Below are 18073 nucleotides of genomic sequence, written 5' to 3'. Positions count from 1 at the left end.
TTTACGCATGTTGCCCCCCAATCTCCTGGCCCGGCTAGCCCCCACCGCCGCCGACCCGCGCCCCGTGCTCCTCACCGTGGCCGGCCCCACTGCCGTGGGCAAAACGGCCCTCACCGTGGCCCTGGCCCGGCAGCTAGGCACCGAGATTATCTCGGCCGACTCGCGCCAGTTCTTCCGCGAGATGAGCATCGGCACGGCCAAGCCCACGCCCGATGAAATGCAGGGCGTGCCGCACCATTTCGTTGATTCGCATAGCATTACGGAAGACTACAGCGCCGGCCGATTTGCCGCCGAGGCCGAGGCGCGGCTGGTCGAGCTGTTTCGGCGCCACGCCGTGGTTATTGCTACTGGTGGCTCGGGGCTGTATTTGCAGGCGCTCACCGATGGCCTCGATGAGCTGCCCGCCGTGCCGGCCGCCGTGCGCCAGCAGCTGCAACACGAGTTGGCCACGCAGGGGCTAGCCCCGTTGGTAGCCGAGCTGGCCGCTACCGACCCGCTCGCGCACAGCCGCCTCGACCTCCAAAACCACCAGCGGGTGCTGCGGGCCCTCGAAATTACGCGCGGCACGGGGCAGCCGTTTTCGAGCTTTCACCTGGGGCCGGCGGCCGTGGCGGCCAAGGCGGCGGCCAGGCCCTTTCGGGTGGTGAAAGTGGCCTTGGCCCGCGACCGCGAAGAGCTGTACCATCGCATCGACCAGCGGGTGCTGCAAATGCTCGACCTGGGCCTAGTGGCCGAAGTGGAACAGTTGGTGCCCTACCGGGCGCACAATGCCTTGCAAACCGTGGGCTACCAGGAAATCTTCGGCTACCTCGACGGGGCGTATGACTATGCCGAGGCCGTGCGCCTGTTGCAGCGCAATACCCGCCACTACGCCAAGCACCAGTTCACCTGGCTGCGCCGCGACGCGGGCTACGAGTGGGTCGATTTGAGTTATGAATTATGAATTAGAAGTTATGAGTTGGGTCGATTATCAACTCATAACTTTTAACTCATAACTCATAATTAATTAAACGGAGAGTATCTCCACCATCCGCATAAAGCTCTGGTTGATGACCTTACGCTTGTTGATAGTGTCATCAAACGGGGTGTACATGAGCTTGCGGTCGACGATGCCGGCCATCACGTTTTTCATGCCGTTTAGCAGGCCTTCAACGGCTGCGATGCCGAGCTGCGAGGCTAGCAGGCGGTCGGAGGCCGTGGGCGAGCCGCCGCGCTGAATATGGCCCACGATGGTTACGCGGGTGTCGAGCTGCGGAATGGCTTCCTTCACGCGCTTGGCTACTTTGTGCACGTTGCCTTCTTCCTCGCCCTCGGCCACAATCACGATAAACGAGGTTTTGTGGCGCGCATAGCTGCTTTGCAGCGATTCGATGACGGCCTCCACGCTCATGGCCGTTTCGGGCACCATCACAATTTCGGCCCCGCCGCCGATGGCGCACGGAATGGCGATGTAGCCCGAGTCACGGCCCATTACCTCCACAAAAAAGCAGCGGTCGTGCGAGTCGGCCGTGTCGCGAATCTTGTCGATGGCCTCCAGGGCCGTGTTCACGGCCGTGTCGTAGCCAATGGTGTAGTCGGTGCCGTAGAGGTCGTTGTCGATGGTGCCCGGCGCGCCCACCGTCGGGATGCCAAACTCCTTCTCAAAGATGGTGGCACCCGTGAAAGTGCCGTTGCCACCAATGGCCACTAGCCCTTCAATGCCGTGGTTGGTAAGCTGGTCGAAGGCCTCCTGGCGGCCCTCCTTGGTCATGAATTTCTGCGAGCGGGCCGATTTCAGAATCGTGCCGCCGCGCTGCACCGTATTCGACACCGAGGCCGAGTCCATGCGCACAAATTCGCCCTTAATCATGCCGCTGTAGCCCCGCATAATGCCATAGACCTCAATGCCGTGGTACACGCCCGCCCGCACCACTGCCCGCAGGCAGGCATTCATGCCCGGCGCATCGCCGCCACTGGTAAAAACTCCAATTCTCTTCATGGTAAAAGTCCGCTAAAGCGCCCACTGCCCAGGCAGGGTTGGCCGTAAGCCCGCAAAGGTCGGCAGCCGGGGGCACTTGCCGAAACGGACGCAGAAATTTAACCCCGACATTTTTGCCGCCATTACGTAGAAGTACAAAAAAGCGCGAAGCAGACTCTTGGTAATTAGGCGTTTCTTGCCTACTTTTCGCTATCTCACCGCCCACCTCTAACCCGCACTCCTATGTTTGGTTTTTTCGAAAACGAGCAGGCTAAAAAAATAAAAGGCCACCTCTGCAACCTCGCCGCCCTGGCCAAAGCCGATGGCCACGTGGACGACCGGGAGATGAATTTTATCATCACCGTAGGCAAAAAAAACGGCGTGTCGGCTACCGAGGTGCGCAAGCTAGTAGCCGGCCAAACCAACTGCCTGGCCGACCTGCCCGGCACCGATTCCGAGCGCTTCGACCAGATTTTTGACCTCGTGGATATGATGCTGGCCGACGGTATTGTGGACGAAACCGAGATGGATTTCTGCATCATGATGGCCGAGAAGCTGGGCTTCCGCCACGCCATCGTGGGCGTGCTCGTGCGCAAGATTTCGCAGGGCGTGAAAGACGCCGTGCCCCGCGAGCGCATCAAAGAGGAAAGCCTTTCCTTCTTGAATTACAACGACTTGCCGGTGCGCTAGGCAAAAGCCTCGCGCCCGTTACGTCAGGCCGCACGCCGTGAAGCATCTCGCCCGCACCGTTAGGTTAATGTCCTACGGGTGCGGGCGAGATGCTTCACTACGTTCAGCATGAGGATTTTAATGAGGGCTAATAGCCCGCAGCAAGCCCGCCACGGCCGCGTCAATCTCCGCCTCCGTAATCGTGAGCGGCGGCGCGATGCGCAGCGAGTTATCGCAGAACAAAAACCAGTCGGTAAGAATACCTTCCCCGGCTAGTGCCCGGTCGATGATGGGCTTGAGCACTTCGAAAGAATCGAATTCCACAGCCATCAGCAACCCGCAATTGCGCACCTCCCGAATGGCGGGGTGCATCAGTTGCGCCCGTAGGCGCTGGGCCTTAGCCGCCACGCCGGCCAGCAGGTTCTCTTCCTGAATAACCTGCAAGGTGGCTAGCGAGGCCGCGCAGCTCACCGGGTGCCCGCCAAAGGTGGTGCAGTGCCCCAGAATAGGGTTGGTCTGGAAGCCCACCATGATTTCGGGCGACGAGATGAATGCCCCAATCGGCATGCCGCCGCCCATGCCCTTGGCGCACACCAGAATATCGGGTACCACGCCAAACTGCTCGAAGGCCCACTGCGTGCCCGTGCGCCCGAAGCCGCACTGAATCTCGTCGAGAACGAGCAGCGCGCCCACTTCGGTGCAGCGCTGGCGCACGGCGGGCAGGTAGCCGGGCCGCGGCAGGCGCACGCCGGCTTCGCCCTGCACGGTTTCGAGCACCACGGCGGCGGTGTTTTCGGTGATGAGGGCCAGGTCGGCCAGCTCGTTGTAGCGCAGGTGCGTTACGTCGGGCAGCAGCGGCCGGTAGCTGTTTTTGAAGCCCTCGGAGCCCGTGATGGACAGCGCGCCGTGCGTGGAGCCGTGGTAGGAGTTGTAGGCCGATACCAGGCCCGTGCGGCCGGTGTGGCGCTTGGCTAGCTTCAGGGCGCCCTCGATGGCCTCGGCCCCCGAGTTGGTGAAATACACCGTGTCGAGTGGGGCGGGCAGGGTGGCGGCCAGCGCGTGGGCTAGCCGGGCGGGCGGGGCCTGCACCAGCTCGCCATACACCATCAGGTGTAGGTACTTATCTAATTGGTCGTGAATGGCTTGGAGCACGCGCGGGTGGCGGTGTCCCACGTTGCTGACGCCGATGCCGGAAATCAAATCCAGAATCGGGCGGCCTTCGGGGGTGTACATGTACACGCCTTCGGCCCGCTCAATTTCCAGCAAAAGCGGAAACTCCGAGGTTTGGGCCTGGTGGCGCAGAAAAAGCTGGCGGGGGGTAAGCATAGCGCCCGCAAAGGTACCGCCGCTAGGGCCGGGGCGGGGCTACTGGTCGTCGGCCGGCGAGCCGGCAGCCGGGCCATTACCCGCCACCCGCTTGAGTACTTCCTTGGTAAAATCGCGCTCGGCCTGGTACAATTGGGCCACTTGCCGCAGGCTCAACACTTTCTGAACCTTGTCAAAATAGTCTTTTTCCAGATTAAGCTGCTGCTGCCGGATGGCAAAATCCTGGTTGAAGTTGTCGCGCAGCTGCGCATCGTTTAAAGAGAGGCTAGCGGCGTCGCGGCGCAGCAAGCGGGCCGAGCGGTTGAGTTCGCGGCGCTTACCAATAAAGTCATTATAGAGCGGCCAGAAGCGCTGGGCCTGGTCCTGGGTCAGCGTCAGGCGCGACGTGATAAAGGCAATCTTGGCATTATCGAGCTGGCTGATGCGCGCGCCCGGCTGCCCCAGCCGGCCCCGTAGCTGGGCCTGCGCCGGCTGGCTGGCGGCCAGCGCCAAGCAAAACAGACCAAAGAAAAAGAAGCGTAAAAGGTTCATGAGTAAGTAGCTAGGCTTAGAGAAGCCCGGCCTCATCGGCGGGCTGCGCATCGAGCGCCTCGGTAAGCTCGGTAGAAGATGGCTGCAAATACTGGGCAGTGAGGCCCAGGCGGCGGGTCGGCAGCTCGGCCAGGTCGAGCATATCTACGTGGGTTTCGCCGCTGGTGAGGTACTCCACGAGCTGGGCCTGGGGCACGGCGTCGAGGCTAGCGGCAGTAGGGGCCAGCCGGGCACCGCCGCCCAGCCACAGCGAGGCGGCAAACGTGCCCAGCAGCAGCGTTGAGGCCAGGCCCGTGCGCAGGTACGCCGGGGCTAGCCGCCACCAGGCCAGGCCCGGCTGGCGGGCCGGCGCTACCACCTGCGCCATAATGCGGGTGGGCAGCTGCTCGAAGTAGCCGGCCGGGGGGCTGCTCAGCGGCTGGGGCCCGCGGCGCGGGTGCTCGTCGAGGCGGAAAGGCGTTTTCATGAACGTTGGATGGCAAAGCGGAGCCAGGGTTTAATCGGCTTCGTCGGGAGATAACAAGGGGTCGTCGGCTTTCGTCACGTATTCCTCAATCTTGCGGGCGGCGTGGTGGTAGCTGGCCTTGAGGGCGCCCACGCTGGTACCGGTGACCTCGGCCATCTGCTCGTAGGGCATCTCGTCGTAGTAGCGCAGGTTGAATACGAGGCGCTGCTTGTCGGGCAGGCGCAGAATGGCGCGCTGCAGCTTCAGCTCAATCTCATCGCCGGCCACGGCCGGGTCGGCTTCGAGCTTGGCCGCCAGCTCGGCGCCTACATCGTTGAGGGGCAGAAAAAACCTGCGCCGCTTGCTTTGTAAAAAGCTCAGGCACTCGTTGGTGGCGATGCGGTAAATCCAGGTGAAGAGCTGGGCATCCTGCCGAAAAGTTTCTAAATTTTTCCACACCTTCACAAACACGTCCTGCGTGAGGTCGTCGGCGTCGTCGTGGTCCACTACCATCTTGCGCACGTGCCAATACACCTTCTGCTGGTACTTGCGCACCAGTTGGTTAAAGGCCAGATTGCGGCTGGCCGGGTCTTGAAACTTGCGGAGGATTTCGGGGTCTTCCAAACGCGGGGCGGGGGCGATTGTGCGGGTTGGACGACGGGCAGGGGCCAGGGTTTAATGCGTGGGCCTAGCGGTTGCGCCGGGCGTTCAGCAAGCGCAGCACTTCGGCCGTGGCCGCTTTGTCGCCGGGATGCTGGTGCTGAAAAAGCATTTTCTCTACTAAAGCCGGGTCGTCGCGGTAGAATGTGCGCACCAAGGTTTCGGTCGGAACCAGCCAGATGAGCAAGCCCAAGCTACCAATCAGCAAGATGGAACAGGCTTGCTGGCTAGTAGCCCATTTTAAAGAAATTGTTATCAGCAGCGTTGATACACTCACCAGCAGGAGTTCTGCTTGGCCCTGCCACAGCAGCAGCTTAAAAAGAATGCCTAGCAAAGTAAGCGCGCTAGCGATGTACTGAAACTGGCGCAGTAACTCGGGCGACTCTGTCACCGGTGAGTATGCCGTGGAAAACTCGGGGCCAACATCTTCTATTACTGGCTCGAAGGCACGCAGGAAATAGATAACTGACAGTCCGCTAAGGCCTACCATGAGTAAGATGCTGCCGCTGCGCAGCAAGGAGTAGCGAAACCCTAGCCCTGTGGCCGCCACGAGCCAATGTAGGCGCTCGGTGCGTGGCAGCACTTCATTGTAGAGGAAATTCTTGCGTACCTCCGCCATTTCCTACCGCCCAAAAATGCTCAACGAAGTCGTCTGCGCCGAGCGAATAGTAAAGTTGCGCACATCCGTAAACTTGCTGCCGGTGCTGGTGGCGGTGCGGAAAACCAGCCGGTAGGCGCCCGGCTGCATGGCCAGGTTTACCTTGCTGCTGGCCTCGGGCAGGTTATAAATCCAGGTCTGCGACTCGTCGTCGTTAAGCTTGTAAAGGCTGCCAAACCCTTTGAGGTCAGAGGTGATGTTGAGCGTGCCCGGCACGGCGTAGGTCACGGTAGTGGCCTGGCCCTGGCGGATGCTCACGCGCTGGGTGGTGCGCGGCAGCGTCAGCACTTCCACTTCGTAGTTGCCGGCCAGCATTTTCTGCTTGCTGCCAAAGGGCAGGGCTAGCCCGGTGGCCGCGCTGCCCTGCGCTCGCACCACGGCCTGCACCGCGCCGCCGTAAGGGTTGGGTGTAATGTTGGCCGGCTGAAGCACCAGCGTGCCCTGCGGCGTCTTGAAATTCAGAACGTTGGCTTTGCCACCCCGGATAACAATATTGGCCTGCCGCACGGCCGGCACGGTGTTTATCACCAGGTCGTAGCTCTGCAAGGCGTCGATGTCGAGCACGTCGGCCTTGCCCTGGGCGTCGCGGTAGTGCACGTAGTTGTACTCGGGCTGCCCGGTCACGTTGTTCACAAACGTCATGTTCACGTTCGACTCTACCGGCCGGCCGGCCTCGTCGGTGAGGTTCACGGCCACCGTGGTTTTGGCCAGGGTCTGGGCAATTACGTCGTTGAGCACCGTCTGGAAGGTCTTGACCTCGGCCGCGTTATAGTACTTGCCCAGGCAGGCCAGCGCCTGCCCAAAGTCCTTTTCGGCCCCGATGCCAATGACAAAGGGTTTCAGAAAAACGCGCTTGCGCTGCAATGCTAGCGAGGCCGCGCAGGGGTCGCCCTTGCACGACTCTACGCCGTCGGTGATGAGCAGCAGCACGTTGCGCGACGTTTTATCCAGGGGGAAGTCCTTGGCCGACTGTTCCAGCGAGTACGTGATAGGCGTATTGCCCTGCGCTTTCAGCGTTTTGAGGCGCGCCTTAATGGCGGCGGCATTCTTGGGGGCGAAGGGCACTTCAAGGCGCGAGTCTTCGCAGTTTTGCTCGGCGTTGGCGTGCTGGTGGCCGTACACGCGCAGGCCCAGCTCCAGGTTGGGGTAGGCGTTGAGCGAGTCGGCCATCTTGGCCAGCAGGTGCTTGGCTACCTCCCAGCGCGGGGTGCCCTCCCAGGGCGCCATCATCGAGCCCGAGGCATCGAGCAGGAAGAGGATGCGCGTGACTTTCGGCTTTTCGGGCGGCGCATTCTGAGCCTGGCCAGCAAAGCAAAGGGTCAGCAGCAGCCAAACCAGCAGGCCGCTGGTAGCAGAGCGGGCAGAAAAACGGAGTGGGAATAGCATCGCCGAAATTTACACCGGCGCCCGCAACTTCCGGCTAGCCACCCGCCCGTAGTCGTTGGGCGCCAGCCCCGTCCCGAAACCGGCGCCGCCCGCTACCCGCTGCCGCGTGCCCCGGCCGCTCATGAAGGCTTCGTGAAGAAAACGTAGCCGATAGGTTGGGGCGGAATGCCTAGCGATAACTGATTGGAACCTAAGCGTTGCGCGAGCGTATGCTGACGCTTACCAGCCCGGCGGTTCCGGGGCGTTGCCAGGCCTCTACATGCTGCTGGTGCCTGCCTATGGTTGAGAGTACCGCTAGCCCCCGGCCCCTGGTGTATGCTCACCTCGGCGACCTGCACATCACCGATGCCAAAGCCCGCAACTACCTGGATTTGCTAGCCATCCTGGCCCAGCTGGAGGTAGAAGGCGCCGGCCAGCTCGATTTTATTTACCTGCCGGGCGACGTGGCCGACAATGGCCAGCCGGCGCAGTACCGCCTGGTAACGGCGGCGCTGCGGCTGGCTAGCGTGCCGGTGCACCTCATCACTGGCGACCACGATAGGGAGCCGGGCAGCCTCGCCAGTTTTTACGCCGTGCCCGCCGCCGCGCCCCTGCCCAAGGCCCTGACGGTGCAGGGCGTGCGGTGCCTGTTTCTGGATGTGTGCGGCCCCGGCACGGGCGGCCCCGATTTTCGGCTGGGCGCCGCGCAGCTGGCCTGGCTGCGCGAGCAGCTAAGCCAAGTGCCGGCCGGCACCGAAGTAGCGCTGTTCATGCATACCTACCCGGCCGACTTACGCGACGCCGCTGAGCGCGAGCAGCTTATGAGCCTGCTGGCCCAGCACCGCGTGGCGCTGTTCGACATGGGCCACACCCACTACAACGAGCTGGCCAACGATGGCACCACTATCTACGCGGCCACCCGCTCTACGGGTCAGCTTGAGGAAGGGCCGGTCGGCTACTCGCTCACCAGCCTCGACCAGGGCATTGTGAGCTGGCGCTTTAAGCCGCTCGATGCCGCCTTTCCCTTCGTGCTCATCACCGCCCCGGCCGATTACCGGCTGCTGCGCCACGCCAGCCAGGCCGTGGGGCGGCAGTTCACCATCCGGGCCATTGTGCTGGGTGCCAATGCGGTAGCGAGCGTGCAGTACCAACTGGCTGGCGGCTCCTGGCAACCCATGCAGCGCGATGCCGCCGGCGTGTGGCAGGCCGCAGCCGCCTGCCCGGCCGGGGCCACGCTGCCGCTATCCCTTATCGTAGAGGCCCGCGATGCTACCGGCCGGCCCGGCCGCCACCAGGTGCAGCTGGCCCCGGCGCCCTACCAGCCGCCGCCCCGGCCGGGCGCGGGCAGCGACGCCGCCCGCCTCGGCGCCTGGGAAGACAATGGCATTCTGGGCACCCAGCTAGGCCCCAACCGCAATGCCAAGCCATTGCACCCCAGCAGCTAGCCTCAAGTTGAGTAAAATGAATTAACTAATTGTAAATAAAACAATTAAAATGAATCTAATAATTTAGAGCGTCCGTCAGGCTGAGCTTGTTGAAGCATCTCTGCCGCTTTGCCTGAGCGGCTCAACTACCCGGTAGAGATGCTTCGGCAAGCTCAGCATGACGGATGTTCTAAAGATGTTCTCAGCAAAAGCTAGCTACGATTCCTACTCCGGCAACTTGCCGACTACGCAGTTTTCTACTACTATTTCCTCGCGTTTCCATTTCATGTCAATAGTTTTTATCTGGGTTATCTCGGTGCTGTCCATTGCCTTGGTTATTACCCGGCCGTTCAAAATTCCCGAGTATGTGTGGGCCGTGGGTGGGGCCGTGCTGCTGCTGCTGGCTAGGCTGCTTACCCCGGCCGAAGGCCTGGCCGGCGTGGCCAAGGGGCTGGATGTGTACCTGTTTCTGACGGGCATGATGCTGCTGGCCGAAATAGCCCGCGAAGAGAAGCTGTTCGACTGGCTGGCCGCCCACGCCACCAAGCTGGCCAAGGGCTCGGCCCAGCGGCTGTTTTTGCTTATCTATTTGGTGGGGGTAGTTGTGACGGCCCTGCTTTCCAACGATGCTACGGCCGTGGTGCTCACGCCGGCCGTGGCCAGCGCCGTGCGGGCCGCCAAGGTGAAAAACCCGTTGCCTTACCTGTTCATCTGCGCCTTCATCGCCAACGCGGCCTCGTTTGTGCTGCCCATTTCCAACCCGGCCAACCTGGTGATTTACGGCGCGCACATGCCGCCGCTGCTGGTTTGGCTGCCGCGCTACCTGCTGCCGGCGGCCGTGGCCATCGGCGCCACCTACGCCATGCTGCGCTACACGCAGCGCGCCGTACTCAGCCAGCCCATCGCTACCGATATTGAGCTGCCTGCCCTGGAGCGCGGCGGGCAGGTGGCACTGGCCGGCATCGGCGTCACGGCCGTCACGCTGCTGCTGGCGTCGGCCTTCGACAAGCCGCTAGGGTTGCCCACCGCCATCACGGGCACGCTCACGGCGGCCGTGGGACTGCTGGTGGCCCGCAAAAACCCGTTTTCCATCGTCAAAAATGTATCGTGGGCGGTGCTGCCACTGGTGGCAGGGCTGTTTGTGCTGGTTGAGGCGCTGGGCAAAACGGGCGTTACGCAGTGGCTGGCGGCGCTGCTCACGCGCGGGGCCGGGCAGTCGGCGGCGGCTACTACCTGGGCTAGCGGGGTTGGCGTAGCGCTTATGTGCAACGTCATGAACAACCTGCCCGCCGGCCTCATCGCCGGCAATGTGCTGCAAACCGCCCACGTGCCCGAAACCGTTAAGGGCGCGGTGCTCATTGGCATCGACCTCGGCCCCAATCTTTCCATCACCGGCTCGCTGGCCACGCTGCTGTGGCTGGTGGCCCTGCGCCGCGAAAATATCGATGTCAGCGCCTGGCAGTTTCTCAAGCTCGGCGCGCTGGTCATGACTGTGCCGCTGGTGCTGGCTATTGCCTCGCTGTTGCTGTAGCCGCCCGGCACGACGGCTTTTCCACTCTTTCAGCTCCTCTTTATGCAGATTAATCCGGCCTTCCTCTACCCCCTCATCCTCGCCGCCGGCTTGCTGCAGGCCTGGGGCCCACCCATGAATGGCGCTTTGCAGAAGTCGCTGGTCAACCCCTGGCTGGCTAGCCTGCTGTCATTCATGCCCATTATCGCACTGCTGTTCTGCCTGTTTATTTGCAGCCCCAAGCCGCTGCCGACGCTGGAAGGCATTCAAACCATGCCCTGGTGGGCGCCGCTGGGCGGCCTGGCCGGGGCGGGCGCCGTGGTAGCGGGCCTCATGTTTGTAAACAAAGTGGGCGCGGGCGCCTTCGCGGGCCTCACCATCTCAGCCAACCTACTCATGTCGGTGATAATCGACAAGTACGGCTGGTTCGGGGCGGAGGTGCACAACCTCACGCCTGGCCGCATGGCTGGCTGCGCGCTGTTGGTGCTTGGCGTCATCCTTATCTCGAAGTTCTAGCCCCAACCCAGAAGCTAAACGGCATCCGGTGTTTCGGCTCTCGGGTTGAGGCTAGCCGCTCAGCAGCCCCAGGTGCGCCAAATGGTGCCGCCCGTGCCAGGCATACTGCACCAAGGCTTGCTCCAGCGTGCTGGTAGTCTGGTAGCGCGGGTGGTAAAAGGTGCGCTGCCACTGCGCTTCGCTCAACTGCCCCAGCAGCGTTACCCAGCGCACATGCAGGCTAGCCAGCAGCTCCAGCGACACGGCCAGGGGCGTCACAGCCACGTCGGGCAGCGCGGCCCAGGTCTGCTCATCGAAGGGCCGCACGGTGGGGTTGTCCTCCGTGAGCGCCAGCCGAAAGCGGCTGTACAAATTCGGGTGCGTATCGGCCAGGTGATGCACTACCTGGCGGCCCGTCCACCCGCCGGGGCGGTAGGGCAGCTCCATCCGCGCTGGCCCGGCCCGCTCCACGGCTGCCTTCAGCAGCGCCGGAAACTCGGCCAGCTGCTGCAGATATACAGCACGCTCGGCTGGCGAGAGGGGCGCGACAGGCAACTGCGGCCGGCCAATGGGAAAGCGCAGGTGGTCGTCGGGAAGAGTGGGGGAGGGCATGGCGGGGAATTGCTAGGCCTCGAAGGTAGCAGGTGGGGCTTAGCAACTGGTGCGGGTTTAGTACAGTATGACTCGCACTAGTTGAAAATAGTGACTTCCTATTAAATAATTATTTATATTTGAAATTTGAGCCTCTTGTTATCTCAAGCGCGAAGCTGTAAAAGAAAGGTATTGTCCAAATGTCGACTCCACTCTTACGTCTTTTATAAAGAAATCCTATACGCTCTAGCCTTTTTGCAATATATAACCAATCTTGGCCTAGTAATTCTTCCAGAGCTAAGTCATTATGGTCTGCCTTACCGCGTTCAAAAAGTTTTATTTTTGATTTTAAGTCAGGGTATTCAGGATAAATTCTTGTTTCAAGGTTTGAATTGGAAATTGATTTTACAGCTTTTCTGATAGAGTCAGTAGTGAATAGCAAGCTTTCTGGTAGTTCTACATTATCCCTCTGATTTTGTCTAATTTGGAAAGACTTTGCTTTCTCAATTACAGATAAAAGGTCTCTCGGTGTTACAATGCCATTGCCATCTGATAATCGGTCGCATATCCATTTAAATCCATCAGCTGCACGACCTTGGTCGATTTTTTTAGGAAATAGGCTATAAAAAACCTTTTCTCTATCAACTGAATTCATTTGCACATTACTCTTGGTGCTTGTAAGCTTAGCAATGTCTTTATTAGTTAAAAGCCGTTTTACTACTAGCTCTAACAAATCATTTAGTTCCCAAGAAATAGGGCTAGTAGCCCTACTATTAATATGGGTCAATGCAGGAAAATGACCCGTGTCTCCAACCCGTAGATATACATCATCGCGTAAGAAAATTTTTGCGCGCAATGTTTTATAATCAGAAATATCGCGGTAAGCCAGAAGTAATCCTTTCAGGATAATATTCTCTTTATCCTCATCACCTAACACAATCTCGTCTAAGCGGTCTAATATAATCCAAACCCGAAATTGATATTTGCTTGCAATTTCACTTAATTTCTTATAAAGGTCATTGAACGGAATTATAATTAACTCATTCGTGTGATTTTTTGAGTTATGCGACTTGAATTCTGCCCCTATCTCTACTTCATCAACTTTTATGTCTGCTTTGCTTATTGAACGAGCTTTATCAATCGCAAAATTGAGGAGTTTCTTTAAATTATGAGGTTGAGTATATAATATATTATAACTTTTTAACTCTTTTTCAAAAGATTTTAATTCTTTGTCTTCTTCTATACGTTCTTTAATCTGTTTGAAAAATAATGCCAGTAGATATATTTTCCAAGCAGTTCGCAATTGGTCAGCGTTAGGAAAATCTGTGGAAGATATGCTTTTGAAAACTTCTCTAAAATCAGGGTCACCAGTATGATTAGTCGCTAATACTAACTCTGTGTCATCAAGTTGAGAATAAGTGCCTCTTTTCTCTTTAATTTCTTTCCATAAAGCGGACTTACCTGCTCCTTTACTACCCAGTATCAGGTCTTTTCTATCATTGAGCAACTCATCAAGTGCATGGTGAGAAACGAAGCACTGGGTAAGTAATTCATCTTGTTCAGCTATTACTGAACCTATATCAAGTCGATTAAGGACAATGGTTTTTTCAGAAACAGTCATGGTAATAACACTAAAAATGCGGGAGCTTTACTGCTCCCGCATTTGTTAGAATAAAAAAATATCACATATTCTTAATAATCTCGTCGCCAAACTCGCTCGTTTTGAGCAGGGTAGCGCCTTCCATCTGCCGCTCGAAGTCGTAGGTAACGCGCTTGCTGGCGATGGCGGCTTCGAGGCCCTTGTTGATGAGGGCGGCGGCTTCTTTCCAGCCCAGGTGCTCGAGCATCATCACGCCCGAGAGGATAACCGAGCCGGGGTTCACCTTGTCCTGGTTGGCGTACTTGGGGGCGGTGCCGTGGGTAGCCTCGAAGATGGCGTGGCCGGTGAGGTAGTTAATGTTGGCGCCCGGCGCGATGCCGATGCCACCCACGATGGCCGCCAGGGCATCGGAGATGTAGTCGCCGTTCAGGTTCAGCGTGGCCACTACCGAGTACTCGGCGGGGCGCAGCAAAATCTGCTGCAGGAAGGCATCGGCGATGCTGTCCTTGATGATGAGCTTGCCCTGGTCCTGGGCTTGCTTTTGCAGGGCGTCGGCCACGGCCACGCCTTGCTTGGCCACGATTTTATCGTACTGCGCCCAAGTGAATACCTTGGCGCCAAACTCCTTCTCGGCCAGCTCGTAGCCCCAGGTTTTGAACGCGCCTTCGGTAAATTTCATGATGTTGCCCTTGTGCACCAGGGTCACCGAGGGCAGCTTGTTTTCGAGGGCATACTTGATGGCAGCGCGCACGAGGCGCTCGGTGCCTTCCTTCGACACCGGCTTGATGCCGAACGACGACGACTCGGGGAAGCGGATTTTCTTCACGCCCATCTCGTCTTGCAGGAATTCGAGCATTTTCTGGGCCTGCGGGGTGCCATTCATGTACTCGATGCCGGCGTAGATGTCCTCCGTGTTCTCGCGGAAGATGACCATGTTGGTCAGCTCCGGGTGCTTCACGGGCGAGGGCACGCCGTCGTAGTAGCGCACGGGGCGCACGCAGGCGTAGAGGTCCAGCTCCTGGCGCAGGGCCACGTTCAGGGAGCGGATGCCGCCGCCCACGGGCGTGGTTAGCGGGCCTTTGATGCCCACCAGGTATTCGCGGAAGGCGTCCAGCGTTTCGGCCGGCAGCCAGTTGTTGAGTTGCTTATAGGCTTTTTCACCGGCCAGCACTTCCTTCCACACCAGCTTCTTTTTGCCGCCGTAGGCTTTTTCTACCGCGGCATCAAATACGCGCTGCGAGGCCCGCCAAATGTCCGGCCCAATGCCATCGCCCTCGATGAAGGGAATGGTGGGTTGGTCGGGTACATTCAGCTTGCCATTTTTAATGGTGATTTTTTGCTCTGCCATGAGGAAAAGATTGTCTAGTATTCGTTGTCAGTTCAGGTGGGAAGTCAGTCGTTTCTTCGTCTTTGTCATGCTGACGAAGGAAGCATCTCGCCAGGATAGCGTCAGGGTTGCGTGCCCTGGCGAGATGCTTCCTTCGTCAGCATGACAGACGTGAGGGTAATCGTGGGTGGTCAATACCCGAAAATCTCTTTCAGGGTCAGTTGCTGCACGGCACCGTACTTGGCCAGCTCCTTGAAATTCAGCCGGTCCTTGGAGCCGATAACCAGGATAACCTGGTTCTGGCCCCGAATCTTGGCCTGCTGAAATTTCTGCAATTCGGCAAACGTCATATTCTGGGTTTGGTCATACACATCGCGGCGCACGTCGTAGTCGAGGCCTAGCCGGCGGGCCCGCTCGTAGCTGAGCAGCACGCCCTCATGGGTGATACGGTCGGTGGCGATGCTGTTGCGGATGCTCTGCTTGGCAATGGCCAGGTTGGCATCGGCCAGGGGCATGTCGGTGAGCAGGCCTTCCATACCGGCCATGGCCTCGGGCAGCTTGTCGCTCTGCGTGCCGATGTAGCTGAGGATGTAGTTCGAGCGGCCCGTCTTGTCGGCGTTCGCGTAGCGCGACATGGCCGAATAGGCTAACGCCTTACTCTCGCGCAGGTCCTGAAATACGATGCTACCCATGCCGCCGCCGAAATACTCGTTGTAGAGCGCCACGGTGGGCGCCATCAGGCGGTCGTACACGTCGCCCTTGGTCAGGAACAGGATTTCGGCCTGCACCATCTTGTAGTCAACCCAGTAGACTTTCTTGTCTTTCAGCGGCTGCTCAGCAAAATCCTTCGCGGGCGGAGTCGGCTTGAGGGGAGTTGGTGATTGATGGGTTCTGCGAAAAATATCGGCTATGCCATCTGGCGCGGGTTGAGGATTCCTATTAGAAACAAATTTCCCTTTCGAATCAAGACCACCAACAGTAACTTCACCATGGTCCCATACTCCGCGCGGCCCATAATACAGCACGCGATATTGATAAGTTAATAAGCTTTTTAGCAGGCTCGTCAGTTGCTCCGGCTTCAGCGCTTTCAGCTGCGCCTCGGGCACGATATCCGTAAACGGATTGCGCGGGCCGTACTTGGCGTAGTTCAGCATGGCCTGGTTCAGAATCACGCTCTTGTTGAGCTTGGCATCCTGGCGCTGCTTCAAAATGCCGGCCACCTGGTTTTTAAGGGCCGTCGCGTCGGGGCGCGGGTTGTTGAGCACCTGCTCAAACAGCTGCATGGCTGGCTCCAGGTTGCTATCGAGCCCGCTGAGGCTGATGAGCACGCGGTCCGGGCTGCTGCTAACGGCAAATGAGCACCCTAGCTTGTAGAACTCCTGCTGTAGCTGTGCCGCCGAGTACTGGCCGGTGCCCAGGTACTGCAAATAGTCCGTGGCTACGTCGAGCAGCGGATTGTTATTGGTGCCCAGGTCGATGACGTAGAACAGGCTGAATAACTCGTTCTCCGTATTTCTGGTGTAGTAGAGCGGCAGGCCGGGCTTGATTTCGGCCGTCTGAATGTCCTTCTTGTAGTCGATAAAAACCGGCTTCAGCTCGGTGCTCGGCAGCGCCGACACTTCCTTGTAGTAAGCCGAGGCCGCGTCGCGGTTGGCGGGCACCGGCGTTATGGCCGGCTTCACCACCTTCACCTTGTTTGGGTCCTCGCCGGTGCGCTTGAACACGGCCACGTAGTTCTGGCCGTAGTTGTCGTTAGCAAACTTGATGATTTCGGCCTTGGTGATGGTGGCAAAATCTTCGTTCTGCTGCACGTAGTCGGCCCAGCTCACGCGCTCGATAAACGCCTCGTACATGGCGCTGGCCCGCGCCTCGTTGCTTTCGTAGCTCTTGGTGCGGCTCAGTTTCTCGTTGTTCACGATGGCCGGGATGAGCCAGTCGGGGAAGTCGCCGCGCTTCACTTTGGCTATTTCGGCCAGCATCAGCGCCTGCACATCTTCCAGCTTCTGGCCCTGGCGTGGGGTGCCGTAGAGCACGTGCGAGGAGTAGTCGTCGTTGAGGTCGGTGAGGCTCTGCGCCTGCAATACCTTCTGCTGCTGGTTCAGGTCGAGGTCGAAGAGGCCGGCCTGGCCGTTGGACAGGATTTTATCCAGCATCCGCAGGCGCAGGGCGTCGCGGGTAGCCTTGCCAGGCAAGCGGTAGCCTAGCATCACGTTCTCCGACTGCGGTCCCAGAACCTCTTTTACGATGGGCGCGGTCAGCGGCTTTTCTACCGGCGCGCTAAACGTCGGCACCGGCTTGCTGGCTAGCCCACCAAAGTACTTGTCAATCAGCCGGATGGTCTGGTCGTAGTCCAGGTCGCCGCTCAGGCAAAGCGCCATGTTGCCGGGCACGTAGTACTCGCCGAAGTACTTTTTAATTTCCGTTATCGACGGGTTTTGCAGGTGCTCAATCGTGCCGATGGTCGTCTGCGTGCCATACGGGTGAGTGGGGAAGAGGCTGGCATTCAGTGCCTCAAACTCCTTGCGGAAATCTGAATCTAAGCCCGTATTTTTTTCCTCATACACCGCCTCCAACTCGGTGTGAAACAGGCGCGGCACCATCTCCTGAAAGCGCTCGCTTTGCACGGCGGCCCACTTTTCGAGCTGGTTGCTCGGGATGTTTTCCTCGTACACCGTTTCCTCGTTGGAGGTGTGCGCGTTCGAGCCCTTGGCCCCGATGCTGCCCATCAGCTTGTCGTACTCGTTGGGCACGGCATAGCGCGCGGCCACCCCCGAGATGGAGTCAATCTGGTGGTAGGTGCGCTTGCGGGCCACCGGGTCGTTACGCTCGCCGCGGTAGGTTTCGTACAGCGCCTCAATCTTGTCCAGTTCCGGCTTTTCCTTGCTCCAGTCCTTGGTGCCGAGCTTCGAGGTGCCCTTAAACACCATGTGCTCCAGGTAGTGGGCTAGCCCGGTGGCGGTGGCCGGGTCATTCTTAGAACCTGCCCGCACGGCCACGTAGGTTTGGATGCGCGGCGCGTTTTTGTAGTCTGATAGGTAGACAGTCAGGCCGTTAGCCAGCTTGTACACGCGCACGCCGAGTGGGTCGTTGGGCGCGGTTTCGTAGCGGTACTCCTTCGGGGTAACTGGCCCAGTAGCCGGAGCAACCGTGGCAGCCGTAGCGGCAGGCTTGCTCGATTGGCACTGAGTAGTCAGGCCCAGCGCTGCCAAAGCTGGCAGCAGGAGCAACAACGGTCTATTCACAAACTTACTAGTCAGAGCGCGGGGGAGTTTACAGGGGCACAAAGGTAGAAGTTCGTGCGGGGAATAAAAAACAAAAAAATCAATTCCGCAGGGTTACCTTGCGCAGTTGCACCCAGGCGGGTAGTTGCTTAAAATACATGCGTTTGCGCAAAATCGCTACGCAGCTTCGCGCACTAATACCGGGCAGGAGAACTACTGGTCCGCACTTATTTTTTGCATTCGCAGTACATGCTGGCTGGCGGCGGCAGTCGGCCTTTTAGCCCCTGGCCAAGC

Annotated in this window: 16 protein-coding genes; 5 read left to right on the top strand and 11 right to left on the bottom strand. The window is 59.1% G+C overall.

Annotation, left to right across the window (positions count from 1 at the left end; translation table 11 throughout):
- Positions 1-7 precede the first annotated feature (7 nt).
- Positions 8-943 carry a tRNA (adenosine(37)-N6)-dimethylallyltransferase MiaA gene (miaA, locus tag Q5H89_RS01050; protein WP_305017430.1) on the top strand — a complete coding sequence of 312 codons (936 nt, stop codon included), beginning with the start codon at positions 8-10 and terminating at the stop codon, positions 941-943.
- A gap of 63 nt (positions 944-1006) precedes the next feature.
- Here the strand turns inward: miaA and pfkA are convergent, their stop codons facing one another.
- On the bottom strand, positions 1007-1978 hold the full coding sequence (pfkA, locus tag Q5H89_RS01045; RefSeq protein WP_305017429.1) for a 6-phosphofructokinase: 972 nt from the start codon (positions 1976-1978) through the stop codon (positions 1007-1009).
- A 222-nt stretch (positions 1979-2200) separates the two neighbouring features.
- Between pfkA and Q5H89_RS01040 the strand changes: the two genes are divergently transcribed.
- Positions 2201-2647: a tellurite resistance TerB family protein gene (locus tag Q5H89_RS01040; protein WP_305017428.1), complete on the top strand. Its 447-nt coding sequence runs from the start codon at positions 2201-2203 to the stop codon at positions 2645-2647.
- 117 nt (positions 2648-2764) lie between these two features.
- Here Q5H89_RS01040 and Q5H89_RS01035 read toward each other — a convergent pair whose 3' ends face one another.
- From Q5H89_RS01035 to Q5H89_RS01010, 6 genes are all read right to left on the bottom strand, one after another.
- Complete coding sequence (locus Q5H89_RS01035) at positions 2765-3952, bottom strand: aspartate aminotransferase family protein (protein ID WP_305017427.1); 1188 nt, start codon at positions 3950-3952, stop codon at positions 2765-2767.
- A 39-nt stretch (positions 3953-3991) separates the two neighbouring features.
- Positions 3992-4483, bottom strand: a complete 492-nt coding sequence (locus tag Q5H89_RS01030) for a hypothetical protein (protein ID WP_305017426.1) — start codon at positions 4481-4483, stop codon at positions 3992-3994.
- A gap of 16 nt (positions 4484-4499) precedes the next feature.
- Entirely contained in the window at positions 4500-4949 is a 450-nt protein-coding gene (locus Q5H89_RS01025; protein ID WP_305017425.1) for a hypothetical protein, read from the bottom strand.
- Positions 4950-4979: 30 nt separating this feature from the next.
- Positions 4980-5552 (bottom strand): RNA polymerase sigma factor, encoded by a 573-nt coding sequence (locus Q5H89_RS01020; protein WP_305017424.1) that lies wholly within the window; start codon positions 5550-5552, stop codon positions 4980-4982.
- Positions 5553-5616: 64 nt separating this feature from the next.
- Complete coding sequence (locus Q5H89_RS01015) at positions 5617-6207, bottom strand: hypothetical protein (protein WP_305017423.1); 591 nt, start codon at positions 6205-6207, stop codon at positions 5617-5619.
- A gap of 3 nt (positions 6208-6210) precedes the next feature.
- A complete protein-coding gene (locus Q5H89_RS01010; RefSeq protein ID WP_305017422.1) occupies positions 6211-7632 on the bottom strand; it encodes a vWA domain-containing protein in 1422 nt (473 codons plus the stop codon).
- A 278-nt stretch (positions 7633-7910) separates the two neighbouring features.
- Between Q5H89_RS01010 and Q5H89_RS01005 the strand changes: the two genes are divergently transcribed.
- From Q5H89_RS01005 to Q5H89_RS00995, 3 genes are all read left to right on the top strand, one after another.
- Entirely contained in the window at positions 7911-9056 is a 1146-nt protein-coding gene (locus Q5H89_RS01005) for a metallophosphoesterase family protein (protein ID WP_305017421.1), read from the top strand.
- Between the two features lie 265 nt (positions 9057-9321).
- On the top strand, positions 9322-10566 hold the full coding sequence (locus Q5H89_RS01000) for an arsenic transporter (protein WP_305017420.1): 1245 nt from the start codon (positions 9322-9324) through the stop codon (positions 10564-10566).
- Between the two features lie 42 nt (positions 10567-10608).
- On the top strand, positions 10609-11061 hold the full coding sequence (locus tag Q5H89_RS00995; RefSeq protein WP_305017419.1) for a DMT family transporter: 453 nt from the start codon (positions 10609-10611) through the stop codon (positions 11059-11061).
- A 51-nt stretch (positions 11062-11112) separates the two neighbouring features.
- On the opposite strand, the gene Q5H89_RS00990 is transcribed toward Q5H89_RS00995, so the two are convergent.
- From Q5H89_RS00990 to Q5H89_RS00975, 4 genes are all read right to left on the bottom strand, one after another.
- Entirely contained in the window at positions 11113-11652 is a 540-nt protein-coding gene (locus tag Q5H89_RS00990; RefSeq protein ID WP_305017418.1) for a YfiT family bacillithiol transferase, read from the bottom strand.
- A 109-nt stretch (positions 11653-11761) separates the two neighbouring features.
- A complete protein-coding gene (locus tag Q5H89_RS00985; protein WP_305017417.1) occupies positions 11762-13252 on the bottom strand; it encodes a P-loop ATPase, Sll1717 family in 1491 nt (496 codons plus the stop codon).
- 61 nt (positions 13253-13313) lie between these two features.
- On the bottom strand, positions 13314-14579 hold the full coding sequence (gene icd, locus Q5H89_RS00980; protein ID WP_305017416.1) for an NADP-dependent isocitrate dehydrogenase: 1266 nt from the start codon (positions 14577-14579) through the stop codon (positions 13314-13316).
- A gap of 170 nt (positions 14580-14749) precedes the next feature.
- The gene (locus Q5H89_RS00975; RefSeq protein WP_305017415.1) at positions 14750-17800 is read right to left on the bottom strand and encodes a M16 family metallopeptidase; all 3051 of its coding nucleotides are present in this window, start codon (positions 17798-17800) and stop codon (positions 14750-14752) included.
- Positions 17801-18073 lie beyond the last annotated feature (273 nt).

The organism is Hymenobacter cheonanensis, from assembly GCF_030581075.1.
Taxonomy (GTDB): Bacteria; Bacteroidota; Bacteroidia; order Cytophagales; family Hymenobacteraceae; genus Hymenobacter.
Note: the sequence above shows the minus strand (reverse complement) of the source record. Positions and strands in the feature narration are given on the sequence as shown.

What these genes read in the sequence shown, in the direction of transcription:
- icd (WP_305017416.1), bottom strand. Translation starts at nt 14,579, where the DNA reads ATGGCAGAGCAAAAAATCACCATTAAAAATGGCAAGCTGAATGTACCC.
- Q5H89_RS01040 (WP_305017428.1), top strand. Translation starts at nt 2,201, where the DNA reads ATGTTTGGTTTTTTCGAAAACGAGCAGGCTAAAAAAATAAAAGGCCAC.
- Q5H89_RS01000 (WP_305017420.1), top strand. Translation starts at nt 9,322, where the DNA reads ATGTCAATAGTTTTTATCTGGGTTATCTCGGTGCTGTCCATTGCCTTG.
- pfkA (WP_305017429.1), bottom strand. Translation starts at nt 1,978, where the DNA reads ATGAAGAGAATTGGAGTTTTTACCAGTGGCGGCGATGCGCCGGGCATG.
- Q5H89_RS01015 (WP_305017423.1), bottom strand. Translation starts at nt 6,207, where the DNA reads ATGGCGGAGGTACGCAAGAATTTCCTCTACAATGAAGTGCTGCCACGC.
- Q5H89_RS01025 (WP_305017425.1), bottom strand. Translation starts at nt 4,949, where the DNA reads ATGAAAACGCCTTTCCGCCTCGACGAGCACCCGCGCCGCGGGCCCCAG.
- Q5H89_RS01005 (WP_305017421.1), top strand. Translation starts at nt 7,911, where the DNA reads ATGGTTGAGAGTACCGCTAGCCCCCGGCCCCTGGTGTATGCTCACCTC.
- Q5H89_RS00995 (WP_305017419.1), top strand. Translation starts at nt 10,609, where the DNA reads ATGCAGATTAATCCGGCCTTCCTCTACCCCCTCATCCTCGCCGCCGGC.
- Q5H89_RS00985 (WP_305017417.1), bottom strand. Translation starts at nt 13,252, where the DNA reads ATGACTGTTTCTGAAAAAACCATTGTCCTTAATCGACTTGATATAGGT.
- Q5H89_RS01010 (WP_305017422.1), bottom strand. Translation starts at nt 7,632, where the DNA reads ATGCTATTCCCACTCCGTTTTTCTGCCCGCTCTGCTACCAGCGGCCTG.
- Q5H89_RS01035 (WP_305017427.1), bottom strand. Translation starts at nt 3,952, where the DNA reads ATGCTTACCCCCCGCCAGCTTTTTCTGCGCCACCAGGCCCAAACCTCG.
- Q5H89_RS00990 (WP_305017418.1), bottom strand. Translation starts at nt 11,652, where the DNA reads ATGCCCTCCCCCACTCTTCCCGACGACCACCTGCGCTTTCCCATTGGC.
- miaA (WP_305017430.1), top strand. Translation starts at nt 8, where the DNA reads ATGTTGCCCCCCAATCTCCTGGCCCGGCTAGCCCCCACCGCCGCCGAC.
- Q5H89_RS01030 (WP_305017426.1), bottom strand. Translation starts at nt 4,483, where the DNA reads ATGAACCTTTTACGCTTCTTTTTCTTTGGTCTGTTTTGCTTGGCGCTG.